Raw genomic sequence first — 24,457 nt, 5'->3', positions numbered from 1 at the left:
CCAACGGCTTCGACGTTGGATTACTCCTCGCCGAGGATGCCGCGATGCGTCATCTTCTCCGGGTCGAGCACCTCGTCGGCCTCGGACTCGGTGAGGTAGCCCTCGGAGACGGCGACCTCGCGGACGGTCTTGTCCTCCGCGATGGCCTTCTTCGCGACCTTGCTCGCCTTGTCGTAGCCGATGGCGGGGTTGAGCGCGGTCGCGAGCGCCATCGAGCGCTCGACCTGCGACTCGCAGTGCTCCTCGTTCGCCTCGAGTTTCGCGACGAACTTCTCCGCGAACGCCTCGCTCCCGTTGGCGATGAGCGTCGCGGACTCGAGGAAGTCGAAGGCGAGCACGGGCTTGTAGAGGTTGAGGTCGATCTGGCCCTCGGCGGCGCCGGCGGAGATGGCGGCGTCGTGACCGACGACCTGCTTGTGGACCTGATTGACGGCTTCGGCGACGACCGGGTTGATCTTCCCGGGCATGATCGAGCTCCCGGGCTGGTTCTCGGGCTGCTCGATCTCGCCGAGGCCGTTCCGGGGGCCGGAGGCGAGGAGGCGGAGGTCGTTCGCGATCTTGTTCAGGCTCCCGGCGACGGTGCGGAGCGCGCCGTGGGCTTCGCTCATCGCGTCGTGGGCGGCCTGCGCCTCGAAGTGGTTGTCGGCCTCGCGGAACTGGACGCCGGTCTCCTCGCTGATGTACTCGGCGGCGAGTTCGGGGAACTCCGGGTGGGTGTTGAGGCCGGTGCCGACCGCGGTCCCGCCGAGGGCGAGTTCGCGGAGGTGCGCCTTCGCGTTCTCGATGCGCGCGAGGCCCTTCTCGACCTGCGCGCGATAGCCGCCGAACTCCTGGCCGAGTCGGACGGGCGTCGCGTCCTGCAGATGGGTGCGCCCGGTCTTCACGACGCCGTCGAACTCCGCCTCCTTCGTCTCGAGCTCGTCGTGGAGCGTCTCGAGTGCCGGCCCGACGTCCTTCTCGACGGCCTCCAGGGCGGCGACGTGCATCGCGGTCGGGATGACGTCGTTCGAGGACTGGCCGAAGTTCACGTGGTCGTTCGGGTGGATCTCGCGCGTGCCGACGTCGCCGCCGTAGATCTCGGTCGCGCGGTTGCCGATTACCTCGTTCGCGTTCATGTTCGAGGAGGTCCCCGAACCGGTCTGGAAGACATCGACGGGGAACTCCTCGTCGTGCTCGCCGGCGATGACCTCGTCGGCGGCCTCGATGATCGCCTCGGCCTTGTCCTCGGGTATCGTCCCGAGGTCGCGGTTCGCCTGCGCGGCGGCCTTCTTCACGACGCCGAGCGCGCGCACGAAGCGCGACTGGAAGGTGCGCCCGCTGATCGGGAAGTTCTCGACGGCACGCTGGGTCTGCGCGCCCCAGTAGGCGTCGGCCGGGACCTCCATCTCGCCGAGGCTGTCGGACTCGATGCGGTAGTCGTCGTCTTCGCTCATATGCGGGTGACTCGCGGCGGCGCGCGTAAAACCCACCGGTCCCGGTCGACCCGACTGGCAAGTTTGGCAGGGAGTCTCACCGTTTACTCGATCTGTGGTTAATAATAACTATTTAGTACCAGAGAGACGGAGTGGAGTACGGAAACGGAAGCCTATGACAGAGAAAAACACTGACAGCTCGATGACGCGGCGCCGGTATCTGACCGCAGCGGGCGCGACCGGCGTCGCAGCCCTCGCGGGCTGTACTAACGGCGGCAGCGGCGGGTCGAACGAACTCGAAATCCTCCACGGCTGGAGCGGCGGCGACGGCGCGGCCGCCTTCGACAGCATGCTTGAGGGCTTCAAGGAGGCCTACCCGGACGTCACGGTGAACGACAAGGCCATCGGCGGTGGCGGGAACACCAGCCTCAACACGCGCATCAACACGCGTCTCGGCAACAACAACCCGCCCAGTTCGTGGGCGGAGTGGCCCGGCAAGAACCTCATCCAGTTCACCGACGCCGACCTCCTCGGCGACATCGAGGAGTCCGTCTGGAGCCAGAACAACATGAAGGAGGCGTACCTCCAGGGGCCGAAGGACGCCGCCAAGCCCGCCGGAACGTACGTCGCCGTCCCGACGAACATCCACCGGATGAACAACCTCTTCTACAACCAGCAGGTCATCGACGAGGCCGGGGTCGACATCGCGTCCATCGAGACGCCGAGCGACCTCACCGCCGCCCTGCAGAAGGTTGAGGAGAACACGGACGCCATCGGGATGGCCCAGTCCAGTCAGTCCCCGTGGACGACGCTCCAGCTCTGGGCGGCCGTCTACCTCGGACAGGCCGGCTGGGACACCTACCAGGACTTCGTCGCGGGCGAGGCCGAGGCCGGCCCCATCGCCGACGCCTTCAAGACCATCAACGAGTACAGCGAGTACTTCAACAGCGACGCCGGCACCGTCGGCTGGCAGGAAGCCAACAACCTCATCATCAACGGTGGGGCCGGCTTCTTCCACCAGGGCGACTGGGCCGCCGGCATGTACTCCGGCACCGAGGACTTCGAGTACAAGACCGACTGGAACCAGGCGGTCTTCCCCGGGACGGACGGGCTCTACTCGCTCAACATGGACTCGTGGACGTACCCGGCCAACAACCCGTCGCCCGAGGCGACGGAGAAGTGGCTCACCTACGTCGGCTCGAAGGACGCCCAGGTCCGCTTCAACACGGAGAAGGGCTCCATCCCGCCGCGTAGCGACGTCCCCATGGACGAGTTCAGCGAGTTCCAGACGAACCAGTACAGCGACTTCCAGGACTCGACCGCACAGCCGCCGAGCGTCGCGCACGGCCTCGCCACCACGCCGGGCGTCCTCAGCGACCTCAAGACCGCGATCAGCCAGAACTACTCCGGTTACACGGACTCTGCGGCGGAGGACACCGCGCAGGCGTTCGTGGACGCGTTCAGCAACTAACGAGCGATGCGTGGAAAGCTAGCGACGTTCGTCCGGCGCGCGCTCCGCCGGAAGCGAGCCCGCACCGACGGCGGCGAGGTCGCCACGACCTCCCGCTCGGAGGGGTTCCTCAGCGACGAGTTCACCTCCTCGCTCCCCTACTGGCTGCCACCGTTCGTACTCATGGGGCTGGCGGTCTACGGGGCGATCCTCTGGAACTTCTTCCTGAGCCTCACGAACACCACGGGCTTCGCGACGCCGAACTACGCGGACCTCGACTTCGAGATGTACACGCGGGCGTTCGGCGACCCGGTCTTCCTCGGCGCGCTCCAGAACACGTTCGCGCTCCTCATCGCGTTCACGCTGCTCTGCCTCGTCGTCGGAATGCTCGTGGCGATACTCGTCGACCAGGGGATACGCTACGAGAACACCTTCCGGACCATCTACCTGCTGCCGATGGCGCTCTCGTTCGTGGTCACCGCCCAGTTCTGGCTCTGGATGTACAACGAGCAGAACGGGCTGATCAACCTCGTCCTCGACGTCGTCGGGCTGGGTCCCTACGAGTGGATCGCGAACCCCCAGCTCGTCCTCGGCGCCGTCGTCTTCGCGCTCATCTGGCAGTTCAGCGGCTACGCGATGGTCGTCTACCTCGCGGGTCTGCGAGCGATCCCGACCGAGCAGTTCGAGGCCGCGCGCGTCGACGGCGCGAGCACCCTCCGGATGTACTGGCGCGTCATCGTCCCCCAGCTGAAGGGCGCGACGATCAGCGCGTCCGTCGTCCTGATGGTGTTCGCGCTGAAGGCGTTCGACTTCCTCTACTCGCTCACCGGGAGCTACTACCCGCCGAAGGGCTCCGACATCCTCGCGACGATGATGGTCCGACAGGCGTTCGTCGCGAACAACCGCGCGTACGCGGCGGCGATCGGTATCATGCTGTTCGCGCTCGCGCTCGTCATCATCGCACCGTACCTCCTCTACCAGTACCGCGCAGGTGAACTATGACAGACACGACTTCCCTCACCGGCGATAGCTGGCGGCGGACGGCGCTCTACGCCGTCCTCGTCCTCCTGGTGGTCTTCTACCTGATGCCCCTTTGGACGGGGCTGATGGCGTCCATCAAGGCAGACGTGCTCGCCACCGCACCGTTCCTCCCGCCCGCGCCTGGCGGGTTCACGACCATCCACTGGACGCGCGCCGCGAACGCGCTCGCGGGCGGGCTGATGAACAGCCTGATCCTCGCCGTCCCGGCGACGATCCTCTCCGCGCTCCTCGGGAGCATGGCCGCCTACGGCCTGACGACGCTCGACTGGCGCTATCAGGTCCCCGTGCTCATGCTCTTCATCGCGGGCATCTTCATCCCGTATCAGGCCGTCCTCATCCCGCTCTCGAAGTTCTGGGCGTCCATCGTCCCGATCAGCGACCTCGTGGGCATCGTCGGCCTTCAGGGATGGGTCGGCGACCTCATCGGCCTCATCATCACGCACGTCGCCTACGGTATCCCCATCTGTACGCTGCTGTTCCGCACGTACTACAAGGACTTCAACGACGAGATGGTGGAGGCCGCGCGCATCGACGGCGCGAGCACGCACCGCATCTATCGGCGCATCATCCTCCCCCTCTCCGTGCCGATGTTCGCCGTGACGCTCATCTACCAGTTCACGCAGATCTGGAACGACCTCCTGTTCGCACTCGTGCTCGTCGGCCCCGGCGCGGGCGCACCCGTGACGGTGCCGCTCAGCCAGCTCGGCGCGAGCCTCTCCGAGGTCGGTTTCGGCATCCGCATGGCTGGCGCGTTCGTCGCCGCACTCCCGACGATCATCGTCTACGTCCTGTTCGGCGAACAGTTCGCGAAGGGGGTGGCTACCTGACACTATGGCTCGACTCGAACTCGACAACATCACGAAGCACTTCGACGACGACGGTCAGACGATCGTCGCCGTCGACGACGCCAGCATCGACATCGACGACGGCGAGTTCCTCGTGCTCGTCGGCCCCTCGGGGTGTGGGAAGTCCACGACCCTGCGGATGATCGCCGGCCTCGAGAGCATCACGGACGGCGAGCTCCGCATCGGCGGCCGGCGCGTCAACGAGGCCAAGCCCCGCGACCGGGACATCGCGATGGTGTTCCAGTCCTACGCGCTCTACCCGCACATGACCGTGCGGGAGAACATGAGCTTCGGGCTCGAGGAGTCCACGGACCTCTCCGACGGGGAGATCTCCGAGCGCGTCGAATCCGCGACGGCTACCATGGGCATCAAGGACCTCTTGGACCGCAAGCCCTCCGAGCTCTCGGGCGGCCAGCAGCAGCGCGTCGCGCTCGGGCGCGCCATCGTCCGCGAGCCCGAGGTCTTCCTCATGGACGAGCCCCTCTCGAACCTGGACGCGAAGCTCCGCGCGCAGATGCGGACGGAGCTCCAGCGCCTCCAGGAGGACCTCGACACCACGACGGTGTACGTGACGCACGACCAGACGGAGGCGATGACGATGGGCGACCGCATCGCCATCCTGAACGACGGCGTCCTCCAGCAGGTCGCGACGCCGCTCGAGGCGTACCACACGCCCGCGAACCAGTTCGTCGCGGGGTTCATCGGCGAGCCGTCGATGAACTTCTTCGACGTCGACCTGCAGGGCGAGTCCGTCGTCGGCGACGGCCTCGACTACGCGGTGAGCGAGTCGGTCCGCGAGAAGCTCACGTCGGACGAGCTCGTCCTCGGGATTCGCCCGCAGGACGTCGAAATCGTCGGCGACGTCGAATCCGACCACGACATCCCCGTCACGGTCGACGTCGTCGAGCCGATGGGCGACGAGAACAACGTCTACCTCACCCTGCCGGACGCCCACGAGGGCGAGACGTTCATCGCGAACGTCGACGGCCGCGCGCCGGTCGAGGCGGACGACGAGGTCGTCGCGCGCATCCCCGAGCAGGCCGTTCACTTCTTCGACCGGCACACCGGGGAGGCGCTCCGCAACCGCGAGTTCGACGACGAAACCGCAGACCTCACGCTGTAGCGGACAGCGCTCGCGCTTCTCGTTTCTGGAGTCCGACGATAGCCGTGGAGCCGCGCGTCCGACCCGAGTCGCTTACTCCTCGTCGGGCGTCTTCGTCGTCAGTTCGAGCGCGTGGATGTCCGTCGTCATCGCGTCGCCGAGCGCGTCGTAGACCATCTGGTGCTGGTCGACGATGGTCTCGCCCTCGAAGGCGGGCGAGGTGACTTCGGCGGCGAGGTGGTCGTCGTCGTGCTCGCCGCGCGCGCGGAAGACGTCCGCTGTGCTCTCCGGCAGTGCCTCCTCGATGAGTGCCTCGACGTCCTCGGGTTCCATACGTCGAGAGTGGGGGCGGGAGAGTAAAAGGGACGCGGAGGCGGCGCAGGGCGTGGGCGGGATGCCTATAGCCAGTCGTCGAGGCCGGTCTGCGTGAGCGACTCCTCGATGCGCTCGAAGGCGCGCTCGGTCTCCTCGGCGGGAATCTCCCACTCCTCCGCGAGGTAGTCGCGCGCGGCGTCGAGGTCCGGGTCGACGGACTCGTCGTAGTCGTAGTCGTCCGTGACGTCCGGGTCGAGGAAGAGGTCGCGGATGCGGTCGGCGTCGTCGATGTAGGCGTCCTCGGCGTCGAGGACGCCCCAGAGGTCGCCGTGCTCCCGTACGGCTTGGAGTGCGGTCTTCGGGCCGTACCCCGAGAGGCCGTCGTTGAAGTCCGTCCCGCAGAGGATGCCGACGTCGACGAGTTGCTCCCACGTCACGTCGTGCTCCTCGAGGGTGGCCTCGAAGTCCATGCGCTCGACGGCGCCCGAGCTCGTGAGTTGGCGGAGGGTGACGGGCGCGCCCAACAGGAGGCAGTCGTAGTCGTCGCTCCCGACGTAGTCGACGTCGCCGTCCGTCCGGGCCATGTAGGAGGCCTGGGCTTCGCCCTCGGCGGGCGCCTCAACGACCGGGACGTCGAGGAGCGAGAGCAGTTCCCGCGTCGTCTCGTGGATGGTCTCGGTGAGGCGCTGAGTCTGCGAGTCGAGGCGCGCGACCTCCAGCGCGTCACCGGCCTCGCGGGCTTCCTCGAGGCGTTCCTCGCGTTTCTCGCGCTCCGCGCGGCGCTCCTCGACCTCCTCGTCCTTGAGGCCGACGACGCGGCCGTCGAAGACGAAGACGGGCGTGAGGTCGTTCTCGAAGAACTTCGGGAGGCCCTGCACGACGCCGATGAGGTTCGGGACTTCGACGCCCTCGCTCGTCGTGTAGGCGTCGTCGCGGGTGAATCGAACGGTCGTGGTGAGGTACTTGTAGAGCCAGTTGTGCGCGTCGACGGCGACGACGTCACCGTCGAGGTCGTCGAAGGCGACCTCCTCGATCGCGGCGAGCTGGCGGAGGTCCGCGTTTCCCATGGGGTCGCTATCGGCCGGTGGGCCTTAACGCTCGCCTTCCGGGGCGTCGACGACGTCGGGCGGGCCGTCGCGCGCGTCGAGGAAGGCGACCTCGTCGGGCGTGAGGCCGCGCTCCCGGTAGGCGTCGAGTCCCGCCGAGTAGTTCTCGGCGCGCGCCGCACAGGGCCGCACGAGTGTGAGTTCGTGGCGGCCGACGCGCTCGCCGGTGTAGCCGAAGCCGGCCTTGTACGCGGCCTCGTAGGCGTAGGGGTTGTTGACGTCGATGCGGACGCGCTCGTGGGCCCCCAGAAGACGGTCGGCGGCGAACGCACAGAGGCGCGCGCCGATGCCGTCGCCGCGCCGGTCGTCGCGCACGGTGACGTAGCGGAGGACTGCGGTGTCGGCGTCGTCGCGGGAGGGGCTGAACGAGACGGCGCCGAGGACGCCCTCGGCTTCGGCGTCCCGGGCGTCCGGCGGCCAGCCTGCGCGCTCGAGGACGCCGTCCTCGACGGCGACGGCCTTGCCCGCGTCGCGGGTGACGAACTTCCCGGCGTAGCGAAAGCGCCGCCAGTCGAGGCGGATGCGGGGGGCGTCGGGGGGCGCTCCGAGGACGGCGAACTGCACGCGTCGTCGAAGCGCCCGGACGGCCTTAGGTACTACTGTGGTGGCCTTCGAGGAGAGGCGTATGGCTGACGTCGCGCGTTTCGACCGGCTGGCGGCCGTCTACGATTGGTTCGCGGGCGCTATCCCGCGCCCGGACGTCGCGTCGGGGTTCGCGTACGCGGAGCGGGACGTCGAGCGCGTGCTGGACCTCGCGGGCGGGACGGGCCGGACGGCCGCCGCGCTCCCCGACTACGACGTGACGGTGCTCGACGCCGCCGCAGGGATGCTCCGCGAGGCGCGCGCGAAGGGGCTCCCCGTCGTACGGGGTGACGCGACGCGCCTCCCGGTCGCGACCGGGAGCGTCGACGCGGTGGTGGTGACGGACGCGCTCCACCACCTCGACGCGCCGGCGGCGATAGGGGAGGCGGCGCGCGTGCTCCGGCCGGGCGGCGTGCTGGTCGCGTGCGACTACGACCCGCGCGGGCCGCTCGGGCGCGCGCTCGTCGCGGCCGAGCACGCCGCCGGGTTCGACTCGACGTTCTACGCGCGGGGCGAGCTGGCCGCCGTCCTCGCGGGGGCGGGTCTCGACGTGCACGCGCTCGAGGCAGGGTTCGCGTACGCGCTCGTGGGCGTGACGCCGGCGGAGCGAGCGGAGCGCGACTCGCGAGAGGGGCGAGAGCGCGGCGAACCGGTACGCGGTTAACGCCGCCGGGCCAACCCGCGCGTATGTCGCTCCTCGACGTGGACCGGCGGACGCTCCGGTTGTTCGCGCTCCCGGACGCCGCCGCGATACTCGCGTTCGTGCTCGTCGGCGAGTACCAGCACAGCATGCTCGCGTACAGCCTGACGCATCCGCTCCGCCTCGTCGGCGTCCTCCTGCCGTTCGTGGGCGCGTGGGCGGTGGTTGCGCCGGCGCTCCGGGCGTACAGCCCGCGGGCGCGCTCGTGGCGCGGGCTCCTCGGGTGGACGGTGCTTTCGTGGCTCGTCGCGGACGCCCTCGCCCAACTCCTCCTCGCCAGCGGGGTCTTCCCCATCGACTTCGACCCGATCTTCGCGGTCGTGGTGGCGGTTTTCGGCACGCTCTTCTTGCTCGTCGCGCGCGGTCTCGCGTTCGCCGTCGCGACGTGGCGCTAATCGGCGCCGTCACGCTCTTCGCGCCGTGGTCCCGCCGTATTACGCACTCATAACTTATGGATACGCAACTAGTCAACCATGGAAAACACTTATATGACTATGGGGCATTGTATACAATACATTATGACGAGTTATTACGACCACATCCTGGGGCTCATCCCCGTCGCGTTCGCCGCCGTCGCAGCCACCCTCTACTTCACTGGCCTCCAGTCGGCGCTCGCGATACCCGTTGCGGGTGGTGTGGCCGTCGTGCTCGTCGGACACGCCCTCTTCGTCAACGGCCCCGTCGACGACGCGCCCAACGCCACCGCCTCCACCCAGTACCAGCACGCCGCGCCCGTCGGCCCCGTCGAGGACGGAAGCCCCGCTCCCGCCGCCGACTAACGACGCCTCAATCCTTTTCCGGTCCCTCCCCTAACGCGGGAGTATGACCGACGCCCTGTTCCTCACGAGTGACGACGTCTCCGACCTCGCCGGCCCCGGCGACTACGTCGAGGCCGTCCGCGACGCCTATCGCCAGCGCGGCGAGGGCGCGCCCGCAGAGCCACGGACGAAGCTCGTCAACGACGACCCGCCGGGCATGCTCACCACGTACGCCGCCGTCCTCCCCGAGACGGGCGCGATGGGGGGCTACATGTACGGCGCGGGCTTCGGCGAGCGCGACGCCTGGTTCATGACGCCGCTCTTCGACGCGGAGTCCGGCGAGCCGCTCGCGCTCCTCGACGGCGCGAGCATGAACCCCTACAAGACCGGGGCGGCGGGCGCCGTCGGCACCGACGTCCTCGCGCGCCACGACGCCTCCTCGCTCGCCGTCATCGGGAGCGGCGCGCAGGCGCGCGGCCAACTCCGCGCCATCGACACCGTCCGCGACCTCGAAACCGTCTGGGTCTACTCGCCCACCAAGGAGCACCGCGAGGACTTCGCGGGCGAGATGAACAAGCGCCTCGACGCGAGCGTCGCCGCCGTCGCCTCCTCGGCCGCCGCCGTCGAGGACGCCGACATCGTCGTCACCGCCACGAACGCCTCGGACCCGGTCTTCGACGGCGACCACCTCGAGCCCGGGACGCACGTCACCGCGATGGGCCAGTACGACCCCGAGAAGCGCGAACTCGACGCCCGCACGCTCGAACGCGCGACGTACGTCCTCGACCTCGAAGCGCGCGCCGACACCGACGCCGGGTCGTTCATCCGCGCGAAGGAGGAGGGCGTCGTCGACGACGAGGACGTCCACGGCGAGCTCGGTGACGTCATCGTCAACCGCATCGCGGGCCGCGAGAGCGCGGAGGAGATCACCGTCTTCGACTCCGGCGGCACCGCCATCGAGACCGTCGCCGCCGCGCACATGCTCTACGAGCGCGCGAGCGAGCGCGGACGCGGGAAGAGCATCGACTTCGCGCCCGCGAGCGACGCGCTCACCGGCGAGTAAAACGGCATACCCCCCCGGGTTCTGGCTGCAATATATTGACATAGAATGGTAAAGGTATGTTAGAACGCGATGCAACCTCCACGGAAGCTAGAGGCTATTCGGTGGATCTATCAACATGCGATCAACTTGGGGGCCGACCACGATCAGTTACAGGGGCTTGATGCTCCTCAGATAGACGATTATTGGGTCGCTCGAACACTACGGACTAGCCAACGGATTATACGCACTTTTCTTGATACGGCCCAATCAGTCGATGAGATTCTTGATGAGCATTTGAACCCGGATCAGGGCACGTCTGGGCACATCGTATCTTTGTCAGAACCGTATCACATAGATTCCGAGATCATTCGAATTGCGGAAATCACGATGAGAACGGAGAGAGAATTACAATCTTGTCAAGTCGAATTAGACAATCACTCATCCAATATCGATTTTGATCAGGATGGGTACTATCTCGACTTAGTTAAATCAGATCTTAACCTCGCCCGAGAGCTTTCAAATGGACTTACAATGTATTTACATACCCATCTTTGGCTCTTGTGGATCAGTTCATCGGCTAACCATGTGTCGAGAATAAGATGTTTAATGGCTGAACATGGGTACTATGATGATCTCGGCGTTGAAGGATTTGGATTGGTCGCATTTCCTCCACTCATCACAGCAACCCTGTCGTGTACCGCTGTTTTAGAAGATGTAGGGTGTATTTATATAAACAAATACCGGGAACCTGGAGAGGAGTGTATCAACCCAGACGAGACACGGGTGGGAAAGATCCTTGATTTAATTGAGAAACGGTATCCTGATTCCTCTGACTTCGACTTGGATAAAATCGATCAGGAAGTAATCCAACGTCGCGACGAATACGCCCATTACATGGAGAGGAGACAGCAGACAGTCACAGCTGAAGAGACCGATCAATTTATAGAAGGAATAGCGGAAGCATTCTGGCTAATTCGGAACCTTTCGAGGGATTATAATACCCGGTTACTTGAATGAATTTGAGAAGTGTCGAGCGGTTTTGTCGACTACCCGTCTCTCGACGCGCGGGTCGTCCCCTCCCGCGCGTCCGTTCGGCGGGCCTATCGGTCCGCCAGCCGGCCCGGCACCCACTCGCCGTCGAACTCCTCGTGGAGGAACGGCTTCGGGTTCTCGCCCGCGTAGGAAGCGACGAGGTGGCCGTCGCCTTCGAGGTAGTACTTGTAGGTCGTGAGCCCGTCGAGGCCGACGGGGCCGCGCGCGTGAATCTTCCCCGTGCTGATGCCGACTTCGGCGCCGAGACCGTAGCGGTAGCCGTCCGCGAAGCGCGTGGAGGCGTTGTGGAAGACGGACGCGGCGTCGATGCGGCGCATGAAGTCGCCCGCGCGCTCGGCGTCCTCGGTGAGGATGGACTCGGTGTGCTTCGAGCCGTTCGCGTTGACGTGACTCACCGCCGCGTCGAGCGAGTCGACGACCTTCATCGAGAGCACGAGGTCGCCGTACTCCTGCGTCCAGTCCGCCTCGCTCGCGGCGTCGACGTCGACGACGTCCCGAACTCGCTCGTCGCCACGGAGTTCGACGCCCGCGTCCGCGTAGCGCTCGACCATTCCCGGGAGGAAGTCCTCGGCGACGGCCTCGTGGACGAGGAGGGTCTCGACGGCGTTGCAGACGGCGGGGTACTGCACCTTCGCGTCGTAGGCGACGTCCGCCGCCATTTCGAGGTCCGCCTCGGAGTCGACGTAGACGTGGCAGACGCCCTCGGTGTGCCCGAGGACGGGGATCTTCGTGTTGTCCTGGATGTACTGGACGAACGCCGAGCTCCCGCGCGGCATCACGAGGTCGACCGACTCGTCCATCTCGAGGAGGCGGTCGACGTCCTCGCGGGCCTCAATGAGTTGCGCCCAGCCCTCGGGCATCCCCTCGGTGGCATCGCGGATGACCTCGTAGAGGACGCGGTTCGAATGGCTGGCCTCGCTCCCGCCCTTCAGGATGGCGGCGTTTCCGGACTTGAGGCTGAGCGCGGCGATCTGGACGAGCGCGTCCGGCCGGGACTCGAAGACGGTGGCGACGACACCGATGGGGACGCCGACCTTGTAGAGTTCGAGGCCGTCGTCGAGCCGCCGCGCCTCGAGGGTCTCGCCGAGCGGGTCGCGTTGGTCGGCGACGCTCCGCACCATCTCGGTGATGCTCTCGAGCTTCGACGGCGAGAGCTTCAGGCGGTCGACGAGCGCCTGCGAGTACTCCCCGGCTTCGAGTTTCTCCTCGCCCGCTTCGACGTCCTTCTCGTTCGCCGCGAGGATCTCCGCTTCGGCGTCCTCGATGGCGTCGGCGATGGCGTGCAGCGCGTCGCTGCGCGCCTCGTCGGAGACGTTCGCGAGGTCGAGCGCGGCCGACTCGGCGGCGTCGACCTTCGCCTCGGTGGATGGCTCACTCATCGTCTACACCGTCCACGGGGAGGAATATCGTTCCAACGGGTTCGGCCTCGGAGACGCGCTCGAGGACGTCCGGCGCCTCCGACGCCGCGATGATCGCGGGCGAGCCGTGCTCGGCGACCTTGCGCGCGCCCTCGACCTTCGTCTGGATGCCGCCGAACGCGCCGCTCGCCGTCTCGTCGACGAGGTCCGAGACCTCGTCGTAGTTCTCGCCGACGGCGGCGATGCGCTCGGCGTCGCCGTCGCGCTTCGGGTTGCCGGTGTAGACGCCGCCGACGTCCGTGAGCGTGACGAGGAGGTCGACGTCGATGCCGACCGCGAGCGACGAGGAGAGCATGTCGTTGTCGCCGATGCGGACCTCCTCGGTCGCGACGGCGTCGTTCTCGTTCACGATGGGGACGACGCCCCACTCGAAGAGCGTCTCGATGGTGTTCTGGAGGTTCGTGTAGCGCTCGGGGTCTTCGAGGTCGTGCTGGGTGAGGAGGAGCTGGGCGACCTGCGTGTCGTAGCGCGCGAAACTCTCCGTGTAGCGATGCATCAGGCGGCCCTGCCCGATGGTGGAGAGCGCCTGGGTCTCCTCGACGGTCTCGCGGTCCTCCTCGAGCGCCATCATTCCCAGACCGGCGCCCACGGCGCCGGAGGAGACGAGCAGGACTTCCTTGCCGCGCGCGCGGAGCGCCGCGATGTCGTCGACGAGCGTGTCGAGTTTGTCGTCGTCGAGGTTCGACTCCGCGTCCGTGAGCGAGTTCGTCCCGGCCTTCACGACGACGCGCTCGGCCTCGGCGGCCCGCCGACGGGCACGCTCGGCCGCGTCCGCGTTGCGGGCCTCAGACACGCCCCGCCACCTCGCTGGTCGTGGTGCGACTCGTGTTCGTCATTGTCACCGCAAAGGGGCCGAGCCCGACATACACCCTTTGGTTCCCCCACGGGGTCGACGGTCGCGAGTCGCCGCTCAGACGTAGGCGTCGAGGCCGAGCGCGGCGACGACGGAGAGCCCGGAGGCGAGCGCGCCGACCAGATACCCCAGAATCGCGCCGCCGTTGAGGAGCGGGAGGCCGGCGTGCGCGCGGCCCTTCAGCACCATGCGGAGGAGGAAGAAGAGCCCGACCATCGTGCCGACGAGCGCGGTGACGGCGGGGAGCGCCACCCCGAGGACGGTGGGGACGTCGGTGAGGAAGAACGCGGCGGAGGCGACCATGATGGTCGGCATGACGGCGTCCCCGAGGCCGATCATGATGCTGTCGCGGCCCGTCTCGCCGTGCGTCTCCGCCTCGCCCGCGGGTGCGTCGCGGTCATCGGAGGCGTCGGTGGCTTCCGCGTCCGAGTCCGTCTCGGCGTCGTCGTCCGCTTCCTCGGCGGCGACTTCGGCGGCGCGCTCGCGGAAGGAGAACTCACGGGTCGTCGGGTAGACGAGGAGGACGGGGAGTTTGAGCGCGACGACGCCGGAGGCGAGCGTGAGCATGTGCTCGGTGCCGTAGACGCTGATGGCGTCGTAGACGGCGAGCGCGACGAGGAGGACGATGGCGGGGAGGACGCCGAAGCTGATGCCGAAGAGCGCGGCGGCGCCGACGCCCATCACGACGCCGGCGAGGTCGATGACCCACCACTCGGGGTAGGCGAGGAGCGCGACGACGAGGAGGGCGGCGGCGGCCCACGGGAGGACGTTCACGCCCGCGAGGGAGAGCGCGGGGAGGACGCTGACGACGTACACCGTGATCATCGCGCCGGTGAGGAGGATGAACGCCCGGAGGACCTGCTCGCCGCCGTACTTCAGCGCGGCGAGGATGGCGCCGGTGGCGACGAGGAGGACGCCGAGGTAGAGCGCGCTGTTCGCGGGGTTCTGCGGGTCCTGAACGGTCTGGTAGCCCGCCTGCTTGAAGGGCTCGACGAGTGCGAGCGCGCCGACCTGTATCGCGAGGAAGGTGAGGAAGATGCCCCCGCAGGCGGCGAGCACGCCCGTGCGTTGGTCCATGGGCGTGACGTCTGGCGCGCGCGCCTTCGCCCTTTCGGGTTCGAGAGCGCGACGCCGTCAGAGCGCGTCGCGGAGGCGTCGCGCCGTCTCCGCGTCCACCTCGCCGTCGTCGGGCCACGAGACGGTGACGTCGTCGTCCCCGTGGCGCGGGACGACGTGAACGTGCGCGTGCCCGATCTCCTGCCCGGCCGCGGCGCCGTTCGACTGTACGACGCTCACGCCGTCCGGGTCGAGAGCGTCTTCGATCCCGGCGGCGACGCGCTGGACGGTCCAGAAGACCGCGCTCGCGAGGTCGCCGGGCATGTCCGTCAGCGTCTCGTGGTGGGCTTTCGGGACGACGAGCGCGTGGCCCGTCGCGGCGGGCGCGTCGTCGAGGACGGCGAGCGTCCGGTCGTCCTCGTAGAGCCGGTGCGCGGACTCGGCGTCGGCGACGATCTCACAGAAGACGCAGTCGCTCACGCGTGTCGGTACGTGTCGGCGGCGGGAAAGATGCTGTGCTCTATCGCGTGTAGAGCTTCGCGCCGAGGAGGTCGGCGGGGGTCCCCGAGTCCGGCGTGACGGCGAGGTAGGGCCGCTCGACGGGACCGAAGACGTCGACGACGCGCCCGACGTCGCTGAGGCGTTCGTCGACGACTTCCGCACCGATGTCGGGGTGCTCCTCGTCGGGACAGCGGACGATGGCGAGGCCCTGCGCGCTCCGGACGACGTCGCCCGCGCGCTTCATTCGCGGAGCGTCGTCACGTAGGCGCCGACGGCCTGCAGGAGGTCGGACTTCCCGGCGTCGTCGGCGTCCTTCACGAGGACGCGCCCGGACTCCGTCCAGCCCCGCCGGGGGTAGGCCTTCTCGCGCTCGATGACGGCGTCGTAGCCGACCTGTCCGACGGCCTTCGCGACCTCGTCCACCGTCGGCTCCTCGACGGCGAGCGAGAGGGGGACGCGGCGGCCCTCGCGACGGGAGAGCGTCGCGTCGAAGTAGGCGGGCCAGATGACGTTCTCGACCATACGCTCGCTAGCCGACGTGATGGGTAAAGCGTGTCGGACACCGCAGTGGCCCTGCCACCGCGGGAAGACGAACGGCGAGCGTCGTGAGCCGCGAGCGCGTGGTGGTCAGCGCGCGCCGCCCGGTCGCGCTCGGGTCACGGCGAGTAGGTACGCCTTTCCCGGTCCCGTTCGACACCTCCCGGTATGCGGACACGCGCGCTCACCCTCGTTCTCCTCCTCGTCTGCGCGTCGGTCGCCGGGGTCGGTGTCGGCGCCGAAACCGCGCAGGCGTCGCATACCTCGACGATCACACAGACGACGACCCTCTCGCTCACACCCGAGACGGCGGGCGAGATCACGGCGACCGTCCGCTACGACCTACCGGAGAGCGTCACCGCGCTCAGCGTCACGGTGCCGTCGAGCCAGCGCGTCGCGGCCACGTCGGGGTTCGCGCACACGAGCGGGAACAGCTACGAGTGGGACGGTGAGACGGAGTCGCCGTCGCTCATGCTCCGCGTGCCCGCGAACCGGACGTTCACCGGGAACCGCGCGCTCGACACGGCCCGGGCGCGAGACGGCGGCGTGACGGTCACGGGGCCGCACAGCGCGCGCACCGAGGGCGTGTCGAGCGCGTCGGCTTCGGACGCGATGGCCGCGACGACCGGTCGCGACGGGGGGGCTCGGAGTCGCACGGCTGACACCGCCGACGGCGCCGCGAGCGACGGCGGCGAGTACTCGTTCGTCGACACGGGGTCGTGGGCGATAACACCCATTCCCCAGTTCGGCACGCACTGGTCGTGGCGCGGCACCGAGCACGTCGGCCTCGAGCGCCGGACGGCCGTGGACGGGCCGGGCGTCGCCGGGAACGCGATGGCGTACCTCGGCCCGCACGAGACCTACGAGCGCCGCGCGCACGGCCAGCGCCTCCGCCTCGTCGTGCCCGCCGCCGCGTCGTTACGCGAGTCCCCGGAGTCGGTCCTCGACGCGCTCGCGGACGCCTCCGGCGCGATGACGGGCGGGGCGCGCGACGCCGAAGTCCGCGTCGTCGCCGCGCCGACGAGCGTGAACTGGGGGCCGTCCGGTCTCGAGTACGGCGGGAGCGACGCGTGGGTGCGCGCCGACAGCCGCCTCGACGCCCCGGAGAACGTCTGGCTCCACGAGTACGTCCACACCCGGCAGGCGTACACGCCGACGAACGAGACGAAGTGGACGCTGGAGGGCGGCGCGGAGTACTACGCCGGCCTCCTCACGCTCCAGCAGGGCCGCATCACGTACGAGGAGTTCCGGTCGTATCTCACGCGCGGGAGACGCGACCCGTACGCGGGCGCGGTGCTCGCCGAGCCGACGACGTGGCGTGGTCTCGCGGACTACCTGAAGGGCGCGCTCGTCGTCGGCACCCTCGACCGGCGGATACGCACGGCGACGGCCGGCGAGCACAGCTTCGACGCCGTGCTCGCGCAACTGAACTCGGACGACGACAGGGTCACGCAGGCGGAGTTCCTCGCCGCCGTCGCGGCGGCCGGTGACGACGCGACGCGCGACGCCGCCGCGCGCTACACGGAGACGGACGCCGTCCCCGAGACGTGGTCGTACGCCGCACACGAGCGGGCGTTCGGCGAGTCCCCGCCGCGCATGGCGTTCGCGCTCGACGGCGACGCGCTCGCGGCGCACGGGCCGTGGCGGAACGCGACGCTCGACGTGGCGACGGGTGCGACGACGCTCGCGACCGGCGAGGCGCTCGTCCTGAACGCGACGGTCACGAACCACGGGGAGCACGCCGGGGAGTACGAGGCGACGCTCCGCCGGAACGGCACCGTCGTCGCGGAGACGGGCGGGCGACTGGACGGGGGTGCGTCGACGCGCGTCACGCTCGACGCGACGCTCACGGAGGCCGACGACTACGTCCTCGACCTCGGCTACCGCGAGATCGACGTCGAGGTGGTGCGCCCGGCGACGCCAGTGGTGCGCTCGCTCTCGGTGAACCGGAGCGCGGTGAACGCGAGTCAGCCGGTCGAGGTGACCGTCGAGGTGGCGAACCCGTCGTCGCATCCGGCGAACGCGACGTACGCGATCACCGTCGACGGCCGGCAGACGGGGACGTGGACGCCCTACCTCGCGCCGAACGAGTCGGTGACGGGCACGTTCACGGTGACGTTCGAGTCCGGCGGCACGCACACGGTCCGCGTCGGCGAGCGGAACGCGACCGTCGAGGTGAGCGGCGGCGGCCTCGTTCCCGGCGTTCCCGGGTTCGGACCCGTCACGGGCGCTCTCGGCGTCCTCCTCGGAATCGCGCTCGCGGTGGCGGCTCGGCGGCAGCACCGCGAGTGAGGGCTGTCGTTATCGAGCGAGAGCACGGTTGGGCGGGAGCACGGTCGAGCGACACCACGATGGGGACGCGAAGCGAGAAGGAGGGCGCGGGACGACGAGCGACACCGATGCGAGCGAGACGAGCGGCCGATAGCCGGGGTGGTTAAGGCTCGCGCGGCAGAACGACCGGGAGTGAACAGACGGACGCTTCTCGCGGTCGCCCTCTGCGCCCTCTGCGCGCTCGCGGGCTGTGGCGCGGTCGGGTCGCCGCCGACGACGGGCGGGACGGACGCGACGCCGAGCACCGGAGTGGCCGGCGCGGGCGCGAACGACACCGCGCTCGCGCCGCAAGGCACGACGCTGAACGCGACGGTCGTCGACGTCGCGGACGGCGACACGGTGGACGTCCGACTCGCGAACGGGACGACGGAGACCGTCCGACTCGTCGGCGTCGACACCCCGGAGGTGTGGGTGCAGAACACGCCGGCGGAGTTCCGCGGGATGGCGAACACGTCTACGACCCGCGACTGCCTGCGGTCGTGGGGGAACCGCGCGAGCGACTACACGAAACGCCTCGACGGCGAGCGGGTGACGCTCGCGTTCGACCCGAACACCGACCGCCGTGGCTACTACGGCCGCCTGCTCGCGTACGTCTACGCGAACGGGACGAACCAGAACTACGCGCTCGTCGAACGCGGCCTCGCGCGCGTCTACACGGAGAGCGACTTCTCGCGGAAGGCGACGTTCCTCGACGCGGCCGACGCCGCTCACGGCGCCCGCGCGGGCCTCTGGCAGTGCGGGGCGGGCGGCGGCGGAACGGGTAGTGACGACGGATCGAAGGACCGCACGTCGACGGAGACGGCGGGCGACGCGAGTACGCTCGCCGTCGCGTCCGTCCACGCCGACGCGGCGGGCCCGGACGGCGACAACCTGAACGACGAGTACGTCGTGCTGCGGAACGGGGGCGACGCCGCAATCGACCTCGACGGCGCGACGGTGGCGGACGAGGCCGGCCACACCTACACGTTCCCGGCGGACGCGACGCTCGACGCGGGCGCGTCGCTCACGCTCCACACCGGGAGCGGCGACGATGCGGCGGGGGAGTACTACTGGGGGAGCGAGCGGCCGGTCTGGAACAACGGCGGCGATACGGTCATCGTCCGGTCGGCGAACGACACCCTACTCGCGCGTCACACGTACGCGTAGGTCGCCCCCACACACCACCGCTGCAAGTGTTTCGCGGTGGACGGGTGCAGGTGGGGGACGGGTGGACGGTGGCCCCACACACACCACTGCTGCAAGTGTTCCGGCGTGAGGAGGGTGGGTTGAGGAGGAAGTGACCAATCGAGTAGGTGCCCCCACACACCACTACTGCAAGTGTTCTGCCGAGCGAGGACGAGGGCGTGGGCGGACGGTGTGACGTTACACCTCACGGAACAGCGAGCGGGGCACACCGGGGGGACCACCGCTTCGCCGACGCGGACGCACGACACCCACACACCACTGCTGCAAGTGTTTCGCCGCGACGGCGCGTGTGGGAGGGGACGCACAGCACCACTCCGGTCTCCGCGCACAACAGACGCAACAGGTGCAACAGACGCAACACTCGCATCGGTGGGTTTTAACCGAAAGGGGCGACTACCCGGTGTCCATGACGGTCTTCGAGCGGACGCACGCCATCTTCGCCGACGAGGACGTGCTCCGCGATGACTACCAACCGGAGCGCATCGAGGAGCGCGACGAGGAGCTCGAGGAGTACAAGGCGTACTTCCAACCCGTCATCAACGGTAAACAACCCCGCAACATCTTCCTCTACGGGAAGACCGGCGTCGGGAAGACCGTGGCCACGAAGTACCTCCTCTCGCACCTCGAACGCGACGCCGAACGCTACGACGACCTCGACATCACGACGGTCTACCTCAACTGCGAGCACCTCACCTCCTCCTACCGCGTCGCCGTAAACCTCGTCAACGAACTCCGCGAGGACGGCGAGGAGATTTCGACGACGGGCTATCCCCGCGACGCCGTCTACGACATGCTGTGGGAGGAACTGGAGGCGGTGGGCGGCACCATCCTCGTCGTCCTCGACGAGATCGACTACATCGGCGACGACGACAGCCTCCTCTACCAGATCCCGCGCGCCCGCTCGAACGAGAACCTCCACGACGCCAAGGTGGGCATCATCGGCATCTCGAACGACTTCAAGTTCCGCGAGCAACTCGACCCGCGCGTCGAGGACACGCTCTGCGAGCGCGAGATCCACTTCCCGCCCTACGACGGGAACGAACTCCGGAACATCCTCGAGAAGCGCTCCGACCTCGCCTTCCGCGACGGCGTGCTCTCCGAGGACGTCGTTCCCCTCTGCTCGGCGCTCGCCGCCCAAGACAGGGGCAGCGCCCGGCAAGCACTCGACCTCCTCTTCGAGGCGGGTGACCTCGCGCGACGTCGCGACGACCGGCGCGTCACCGAGGAGCACGTTCGGGACGCGCGCTCGCGCCTCGAGAAACGCCAGATCGAGGAGTCGATGAAGGACCTGACGAGTCACGACCACCTCACCCTCTACACAATCACCTACCTGACGGTGTTCGGCGAGGAGATGCCGGTACGCCGCCAGACTATCTACGACCGCTACGAGGAGGTCGCCGAAGCGACCGGCCACGACCCCCTCGCGATGCGGAGCCTCCACGCTCACCTCTCCGACCTCGTGATGCTCGGCATCCTGAAGCGCCACGAACGAAACGAGGGGCGGAGCGGCGGCGCATACTACGAGTACGAGCTCGGCGTCGCCGTCGACGCCGTCGTGACGACGCTCGACGGCCTCGCGATAACGCAGAACCTCAAGACCGACCGCCTCCGCGCGGCCGCCGAGCGACAGGGCCTCCTCGACCCGACCGACCCGACCTGAACACGCGCTCCCGGCGACCGGCAAGCAACACGACGCCGGAGAATCGGAACCGCCCGCACCACCTTCTCGGCCCACGTTCGACGGCGGGGGGACGGAAGCGGAATCGTGACGCCAGAACGGAGGACGCGAAACGAACTCGGAGCGCACAGTGACGAACTCCGAGCTGTTAATCAATCTTTCGGTACCAGCAATTAACACTACTACTAGCACTAGCTAACAACTAGCTAGAGAAGAGACGGGAGAGCGAACGGAATCCGAGCGGTGATCGGTATCCGCCGTCATACGCCCCTTCAGCGCCCCGTCGGGTGCTTCCCGCTCGGCATCGAGATGCGGACCTCGACGTCACCACCGGTCCCCGTGGCCCCTTCCCGTCACGGAACACTTGCAGCAGTGGTGTCCCCCTCCCCCGGACTCGTGCCGACTGGATGGTCGGCGACCCGTCGTGCTTCCGCCCGCTCGGCCGACGGTCGCGCTCGCACCCTCGGTCATCCTCACTCCCCACCCGCACCCGTCCACCGCGAAACACTTGCAGCGGTGGTGTGTGGGGGGCCACCGTCCACTGGTCCCCACCCAACGGAACTCGGTGGAACACTTGCAACGGTGGGGTGTGTGGGTACTGGTCACGTCTCGCCACTTGCCGCAACGGATACCCTGTCCGACCACGTTGACGGCGGGTGCACCCGCAACCTTCCACGAGAACGCACCGGTCGTTGCGAGACGCAGCGCCCGCCGCTGAGCAGAGCCGACCCCCTACTGTTGCAACCGTTCGAGGAAACAGCCGGAAGTGACGAGGGCGCCGCTAACAGAGGCGGTGAAACGGAGAAGAGCCGGTGGAGGGATTTGAACCCTCGACCTATTCCTTACGAAGGAATCGCTCTGCCAGCTGAGCTACACCGGCGCGCACCGTGCCTGTCTCCACGCCGTCAGGCACCGTGTGTGCACTTCTTCGTAGCCGCATGGGAGAAATAAGGCTTGCGAATCGGATCGCATCGTCGGGGCGTCCGCCCGAGAGCGGTCGCGCGCTCAGACTCGCCGCAGGCGGACGTCGAGGCAGACGTTGTACTCGTGAGGAGCGTAGGAGCGCACGGTGTGGCGCGTCTCGACGGACACCTCGTACTCGGGCTCGGCGGCGGCGCGAATCGCGGCCTCGCCGGGCGCGTAGCGGTCGTCCTCGTGTTGGATGTCGTAGTAGTGGAGGACGCACTCCTCGCCGGCGAGCGCGACGGCGGTGTCGAGGAACTCGTCGGCGGTGTGCGGGAGGTTCATCACGAGGCGGTCGGCCCACCCGTCGTACGTCTCGGCCACCTCTCGGTCTCCGTCACCTCGCTTCCCGCCCGCCGCGCCCGAGACGAGGTCCCGGACGTCGCCCGCGTAGGCGGTGATCCGGTCGGCGACGCCGTTGCGCGCGGCGTTCTCGCGGAGGTAGTCGATGGCGGTCTCGTTGATGTCGGTGGCGACGACGTCCGCGCCGGCCTTCGCCATCGGAACCGCGTAGGGACCGACGCCGGCGAACATATCGAAGGCGTGCTCGCCCTCGCTCACCTGCTGGACGACGCGATGGCGTTCGGTCGCGAGTCGCGGCGAGAAGTAGACGTCGGCGATGTCGAGCGCGAACTCACAGCCGTACTCGCGATGGACGGTTGCCGTCGGCGAGCGCGACGCCGACTCGCCGCCCTCGAACGCGAGGACGTCCCAGTCGCGCACGCGGGTCTCGCCCTTCACTTTCGAGGCGCGGTCGACGACGGTCCGCGCGCGGACGTCCGATTCGACGACGGCGTCCGCGATGCGGGCGGCGCGCTCCGGGTCGTCCTCGTCGAGGATGACGACGTCGCCGAGGCGCTCGTAGGACGGCTCGAAGCCCAGCAGGTCGGCGGGCGTCGTCTGCGTCTCGCGCTCGGGGACGTCGTGCTCGACGACGGCGAGGTCGTCCGGGACGGCCTCACGGTCGCTCACGGGGATGTAGAGGCTGCCGTCCGCGACGGCGATGTCGAGCGTCTCGTCGACGAGGTCGGCGTCCGCGAGGCGCTTGCGGGTCCGCTCGCCCGCGTCGGTCGGGACGCGGACGCAGGGCGCGTGCATACGAACGGGAAGGGCGCGGTCGGCCTTACCGCTGGCGTTCGCGTGCGAGCGCAACGAAACCCGTATCCGCGCCGCCGACCCAGTGGCGCGTATGCTCACGTTCGTCGGCCTCGGCCTCTACGACGAGTCCTCGGTGACCGTCGAGGGGCGCGACGCCATCGCCGCCGCGGACCGGGCGTTCGCGGAGTTCTACACGAGCCACCTCGTCGGCGCGGACGTCGCGGACCTCGAAGCCTACCACGACACCGACATCGAGGTCCGCGACCGCGCGGGCGTCGAACAGCACCCCGAGCCGATCCTCGACGCCGCCGAGGCCGGTGACGCCGTCTTCCTCACCGCCGGTGACACGATGATCTCGACGACGCACGTCGACCTCCGACTCCGCGCGCACGAACGCGGCATCGAGACGCGCGTGATTCACGCGCCGACGGCCGAGTCCGCGGCCTCGTCGCTCACGGGACTCCAGAACTACCGCTTCGGGAAGGCGACGACGCTCCCCTTCGAGTGGGCGCACGGCGCGGACGTCGTTCCCGACTCGGTCATCGCGACGCTCGAGGACAACCGCGAGCGCGGACTCCACACGCTCTGCTACCTCGACATCAAGGTCGGCAGGGGACCCGAGGGCGAGGACCCCGACTTCGAGGAGTACATGAGCGCGGACTACGCGGCGGGCCTGCTCGCGGAGGCGTGGGACCCGGACGCGCTCGGCGTCGTCGTCGCGCGCGCCGGCAGCCCCGACCCCGTGGTGCGCGCCGACCGCCTCGACCGCCTCGCCGACGAGTCGTTCGGCGACCCCCTCCACATGCTCGTCGTCCCGGGCGACCTCCACCACGTCGAGGCCGACGCCCTCGCCGGTCTCGCCGGCGCTCCCGACGACCTCCTCCCCGAGTAAGTCGATACTCCGTCACATACTACCGTATTTAGCGGGCTGAGCGCGGTTCGCGGGGACCGGAGATGCCGCCAGTCGCAACAGGTTGATTACGACGCGGGGCTATCCAGTAGTCGATGCGGACGCTCCACGCCCTGCAACGCGAGATGCTCGTCCTCGTCGCCGACTACGGCGACCCGTGCGGGCAGGACATCAAACGGGAACTGGAGGAGTATCACGACGCCACGATTCGCAGCGAGCAACTCTACCACCACCTCGACTCGCTCTGCGAGCGCGGCTTCGTCGAGAAACACCACGCCGACGGCCGAACGAACGCCTACGTCATCACCGACGCGGGTCGCGAGTGGCTCGAGCGCCAGACGAACTGGGTGCGCTCACACATCGAGACCTAACGCCACGCCGGCGGTCCCACCGCCCGCCGAGCGACGACCGACCGCAGAGCGCGGGGCTCGCGGGCCGCGCCCACGCTCCGGTCGTCGCTCCGCAAAGCCTCTTCGGGTCGGCTTCGCCTACTCGCGGCTACCGCCGCTCGGTTCTCCGCG

At 68.5% G+C, this 24,457-nt stretch carries 25 protein-coding genes and 1 tRNA gene; 14 read left to right on the top strand and 12 right to left on the bottom strand.

Translation table 11 applies throughout. From position 1 onward, the window contains the following. Positions 1–20: 20 nt before the first annotated feature. Positions 21–1,433 carry an aspartate ammonia-lyase gene (locus tag EFA46_RS08885; protein ID WP_123076573.1) on the bottom strand — a complete coding sequence of 471 codons (1,413 nt, stop codon included), beginning with the start codon at positions 1,431–1,433 and terminating at the stop codon, positions 21–23. 154 nt (positions 1,434–1,587) lie between these two features. Between EFA46_RS08885 and EFA46_RS08880 the strand changes: the two genes are divergently transcribed. From EFA46_RS08880 to EFA46_RS08865, 4 genes are read left to right on the top strand one after another with little or no spacing between them, the layout of a single operon-like run. Further along, positions 1,588–2,883 (top strand): ABC transporter substrate-binding protein, encoded by a 1,296-nt coding sequence (locus tag EFA46_RS08880; protein ID WP_123076574.1) that lies wholly within the window; start codon positions 1,588–1,590, stop codon positions 2,881–2,883. A 6-nt stretch (positions 2,884–2,889) separates the two neighbouring features. After that, positions 2,890–3,864, top strand: a complete 975-nt coding sequence (locus EFA46_RS08875; protein ID WP_123076576.1) for a carbohydrate ABC transporter permease — start codon at positions 2,890–2,892, stop codon at positions 3,862–3,864. Then, positions 3,861–4,730 (top strand): carbohydrate ABC transporter permease, encoded by an 870-nt coding sequence (locus EFA46_RS08870; RefSeq protein WP_123076578.1) that lies wholly within the window; start codon positions 3,861–3,863, stop codon positions 4,728–4,730. Before EFA46_RS08875 ends, EFA46_RS08870 begins: the two co-directional genes overlap by 4 nt. A 4-nt stretch (positions 4,731–4,734) precedes the next feature. Then, positions 4,735–5,871, top strand: coding sequence for an ABC transporter ATP-binding protein (locus tag EFA46_RS08865; protein WP_123076580.1), 1,137 nt, complete (start codon positions 4,735–4,737; stop codon positions 5,869–5,871). Positions 5,872–5,943: 72 nt separating this feature from the next. Here the strand turns inward: EFA46_RS08865 and EFA46_RS08860 are convergent, their stop codons facing one another. From EFA46_RS08860 to EFA46_RS08850, 3 genes are all read right to left on the bottom strand, one after another. Continuing rightward, the gene (locus EFA46_RS08860; RefSeq protein WP_123076582.1) at positions 5,944–6,183 is read right to left on the bottom strand and encodes a BolA/IbaG family iron-sulfur metabolism protein; all 240 of its coding nucleotides are present in this window, start codon (positions 6,181–6,183) and stop codon (positions 5,944–5,946) included. Between the two features lie 65 nt (positions 6,184–6,248). After that, positions 6,249–7,232, bottom strand: coding sequence for a flap endonuclease-1 (fen, locus tag EFA46_RS08855; RefSeq protein ID WP_123076584.1), 984 nt, complete (start codon positions 7,230–7,232; stop codon positions 6,249–6,251). Positions 7,233–7,256: 24 nt separating this feature from the next. Continuing rightward, on the bottom strand, positions 7,257–7,835 hold the full coding sequence (locus tag EFA46_RS08850; protein WP_123076586.1) for a GNAT family N-acetyltransferase: 579 nt from the start codon (positions 7,833–7,835) through the stop codon (positions 7,257–7,259). A 61-nt stretch (positions 7,836–7,896) separates the two neighbouring features. Between EFA46_RS08850 and EFA46_RS08845 the strand changes: the two genes are divergently transcribed. The 5 genes from EFA46_RS08845 (at position 7,897) to EFA46_RS08825 (ending at position 11,370) form a co-directional block, all read left to right on the top strand. Further along, the gene (locus tag EFA46_RS08845) at positions 7,897–8,517 is read left to right on the top strand and encodes a class I SAM-dependent methyltransferase (protein WP_123076588.1); all 621 of its coding nucleotides are present in this window, start codon (positions 7,897–7,899) and stop codon (positions 8,515–8,517) included. A 23-nt stretch (positions 8,518–8,540) separates the two neighbouring features. Next, a complete protein-coding gene (locus tag EFA46_RS08840) occupies positions 8,541–8,948 on the top strand; it encodes a DUF3054 domain-containing protein (RefSeq protein WP_123076590.1) in 408 nt (135 codons plus the stop codon). A 123-nt stretch (positions 8,949–9,071) separates the two neighbouring features. Further along, a complete protein-coding gene (locus tag EFA46_RS08835) occupies positions 9,072–9,332 on the top strand; it encodes a hypothetical protein (RefSeq protein WP_255494054.1) in 261 nt (86 codons plus the stop codon). Positions 9,333–9,375: 43 nt separating this feature from the next. Continuing rightward, on the top strand, positions 9,376–10,374 hold the full coding sequence (locus tag EFA46_RS08830) for an ornithine cyclodeaminase family protein (RefSeq protein ID WP_123076592.1): 999 nt from the start codon (positions 9,376–9,378) through the stop codon (positions 10,372–10,374). 585 nt (positions 10,375–10,959) lie between these two features. Continuing rightward, entirely contained in the window at positions 10,960–11,370 is a 411-nt protein-coding gene (locus EFA46_RS08825) for a hypothetical protein (protein ID WP_148040675.1), read from the top strand. An 83-nt stretch (positions 11,371–11,453) separates the two neighbouring features. Here the strand turns inward: EFA46_RS08825 and EFA46_RS08820 are convergent, their stop codons facing one another. The 6 genes from EFA46_RS08820 to srp19 all read right to left on the bottom strand — a co-directional run bounded on the left by EFA46_RS08820 (position 11,454) and on the right by srp19 (position 15,756). Then, positions 11,454–12,785 (bottom strand): glutamate-5-semialdehyde dehydrogenase, encoded by a 1,332-nt coding sequence (locus EFA46_RS08820; RefSeq protein WP_123076594.1) that lies wholly within the window; start codon positions 12,783–12,785, stop codon positions 11,454–11,456. Beyond that, a complete protein-coding gene (proB, locus tag EFA46_RS08815; RefSeq protein WP_123076596.1) occupies positions 12,778–13,617 on the bottom strand; it encodes a glutamate 5-kinase in 840 nt (279 codons plus the stop codon). Before proB ends, EFA46_RS08820 begins: the two co-directional genes overlap by 8 nt. Before the next feature lie 117 nt (positions 13,618–13,734). Then, positions 13,735–14,754 (bottom strand): presenilin family intramembrane aspartyl protease PSH, encoded by a 1,020-nt coding sequence (locus tag EFA46_RS08810; protein ID WP_123076598.1) that lies wholly within the window; start codon positions 14,752–14,754, stop codon positions 13,735–13,737. A gap of 57 nt (positions 14,755–14,811) precedes the next feature. Then, complete coding sequence (locus tag EFA46_RS08805; protein WP_123076600.1) at positions 14,812–15,213, bottom strand: HIT family protein; 402 nt, start codon at positions 15,211–15,213, stop codon at positions 14,812–14,814. A gap of 40 nt (positions 15,214–15,253) precedes the next feature. Then, positions 15,254–15,478, bottom strand: coding sequence for an H/ACA ribonucleoprotein complex subunit GAR1 (locus tag EFA46_RS08800; protein ID WP_123076602.1), 225 nt, complete (start codon positions 15,476–15,478; stop codon positions 15,254–15,256). Then, the gene (gene srp19 / locus EFA46_RS08795) at positions 15,475–15,756 is read right to left on the bottom strand and encodes a signal recognition particle subunit SRP19 (RefSeq protein WP_123076604.1); all 282 of its coding nucleotides are present in this window, start codon (positions 15,754–15,756) and stop codon (positions 15,475–15,477) included. The genes EFA46_RS08800 and srp19 overlap by 4 nt, the downstream gene beginning before the upstream one ends. Before the next feature lie 183 nt (positions 15,757–15,939). On the opposite strand from srp19, the gene EFA46_RS08790 reads away from it, so the two are divergent. From EFA46_RS08790 to EFA46_RS08780, 3 genes are all read left to right on the top strand, one after another. Continuing rightward, complete coding sequence (locus EFA46_RS08790) at positions 15,940–18,063, top strand: hypothetical protein (RefSeq protein WP_123076606.1); 2,124 nt, start codon at positions 15,940–15,942, stop codon at positions 18,061–18,063. A 171-nt stretch (positions 18,064–18,234) separates the two neighbouring features. Next, positions 18,235–19,248, top strand: coding sequence for a lamin tail domain-containing protein (locus EFA46_RS08785; RefSeq protein ID WP_148040676.1), 1,014 nt, complete (start codon positions 18,235–18,237; stop codon positions 19,246–19,248). Positions 19,249–19,693: 445 nt separating this feature from the next. Beyond that, positions 19,694–20,947, top strand: a complete 1,254-nt coding sequence (locus EFA46_RS08780) for an orc1/cdc6 family replication initiation protein (RefSeq protein WP_123076610.1) — start codon at positions 19,694–19,696, stop codon at positions 20,945–20,947. A gap of 825 nt (positions 20,948–21,772) precedes the next feature. Here EFA46_RS08780 and EFA46_RS08775 read toward each other — a convergent pair. Both EFA46_RS08775 and EFA46_RS08770 read right to left on the bottom strand, forming a co-directional pair. Further along, positions 21,773–21,845: transfer RNA gene (locus EFA46_RS08775), tRNA-Thr, on the bottom strand. Between the two features lie 125 nt (positions 21,846–21,970). Continuing rightward, positions 21,971–23,026, bottom strand: coding sequence for a class I SAM-dependent methyltransferase family protein (locus EFA46_RS08770; protein ID WP_123076612.1), 1,056 nt, complete (start codon positions 23,024–23,026; stop codon positions 21,971–21,973). A 91-nt stretch (positions 23,027–23,117) separates the two neighbouring features. Between EFA46_RS08770 and dph5 the strand changes: the two genes are divergently transcribed. Continuing rightward, complete coding sequence (gene dph5 / locus EFA46_RS08765; protein WP_123076614.1) at positions 23,118–23,918, top strand: diphthine synthase; 801 nt, start codon at positions 23,118–23,120, stop codon at positions 23,916–23,918. A 113-nt stretch (positions 23,919–24,031) separates the two neighbouring features. Beyond that, complete coding sequence (locus EFA46_RS08760) at positions 24,032–24,307, top strand: PadR family transcriptional regulator (protein WP_123076616.1); 276 nt, start codon at positions 24,032–24,034, stop codon at positions 24,305–24,307. Positions 24,308–24,457: the final 150 nt, after the last annotated feature.

The sequence above is a fragment of the Halarchaeum sp. CBA1220 genome (genome assembly GCF_003721175.2).
GTDB classification, from domain to species: Archaea; Halobacteriota; Halobacteria; order Halobacteriales; family Halobacteriaceae; genus Halarchaeum; species Halarchaeum grantii.
The sequence above is the reverse complement of the archived record's forward strand: the minus strand, read 5'-3'. Positions and strand labels throughout refer to the sequence as shown.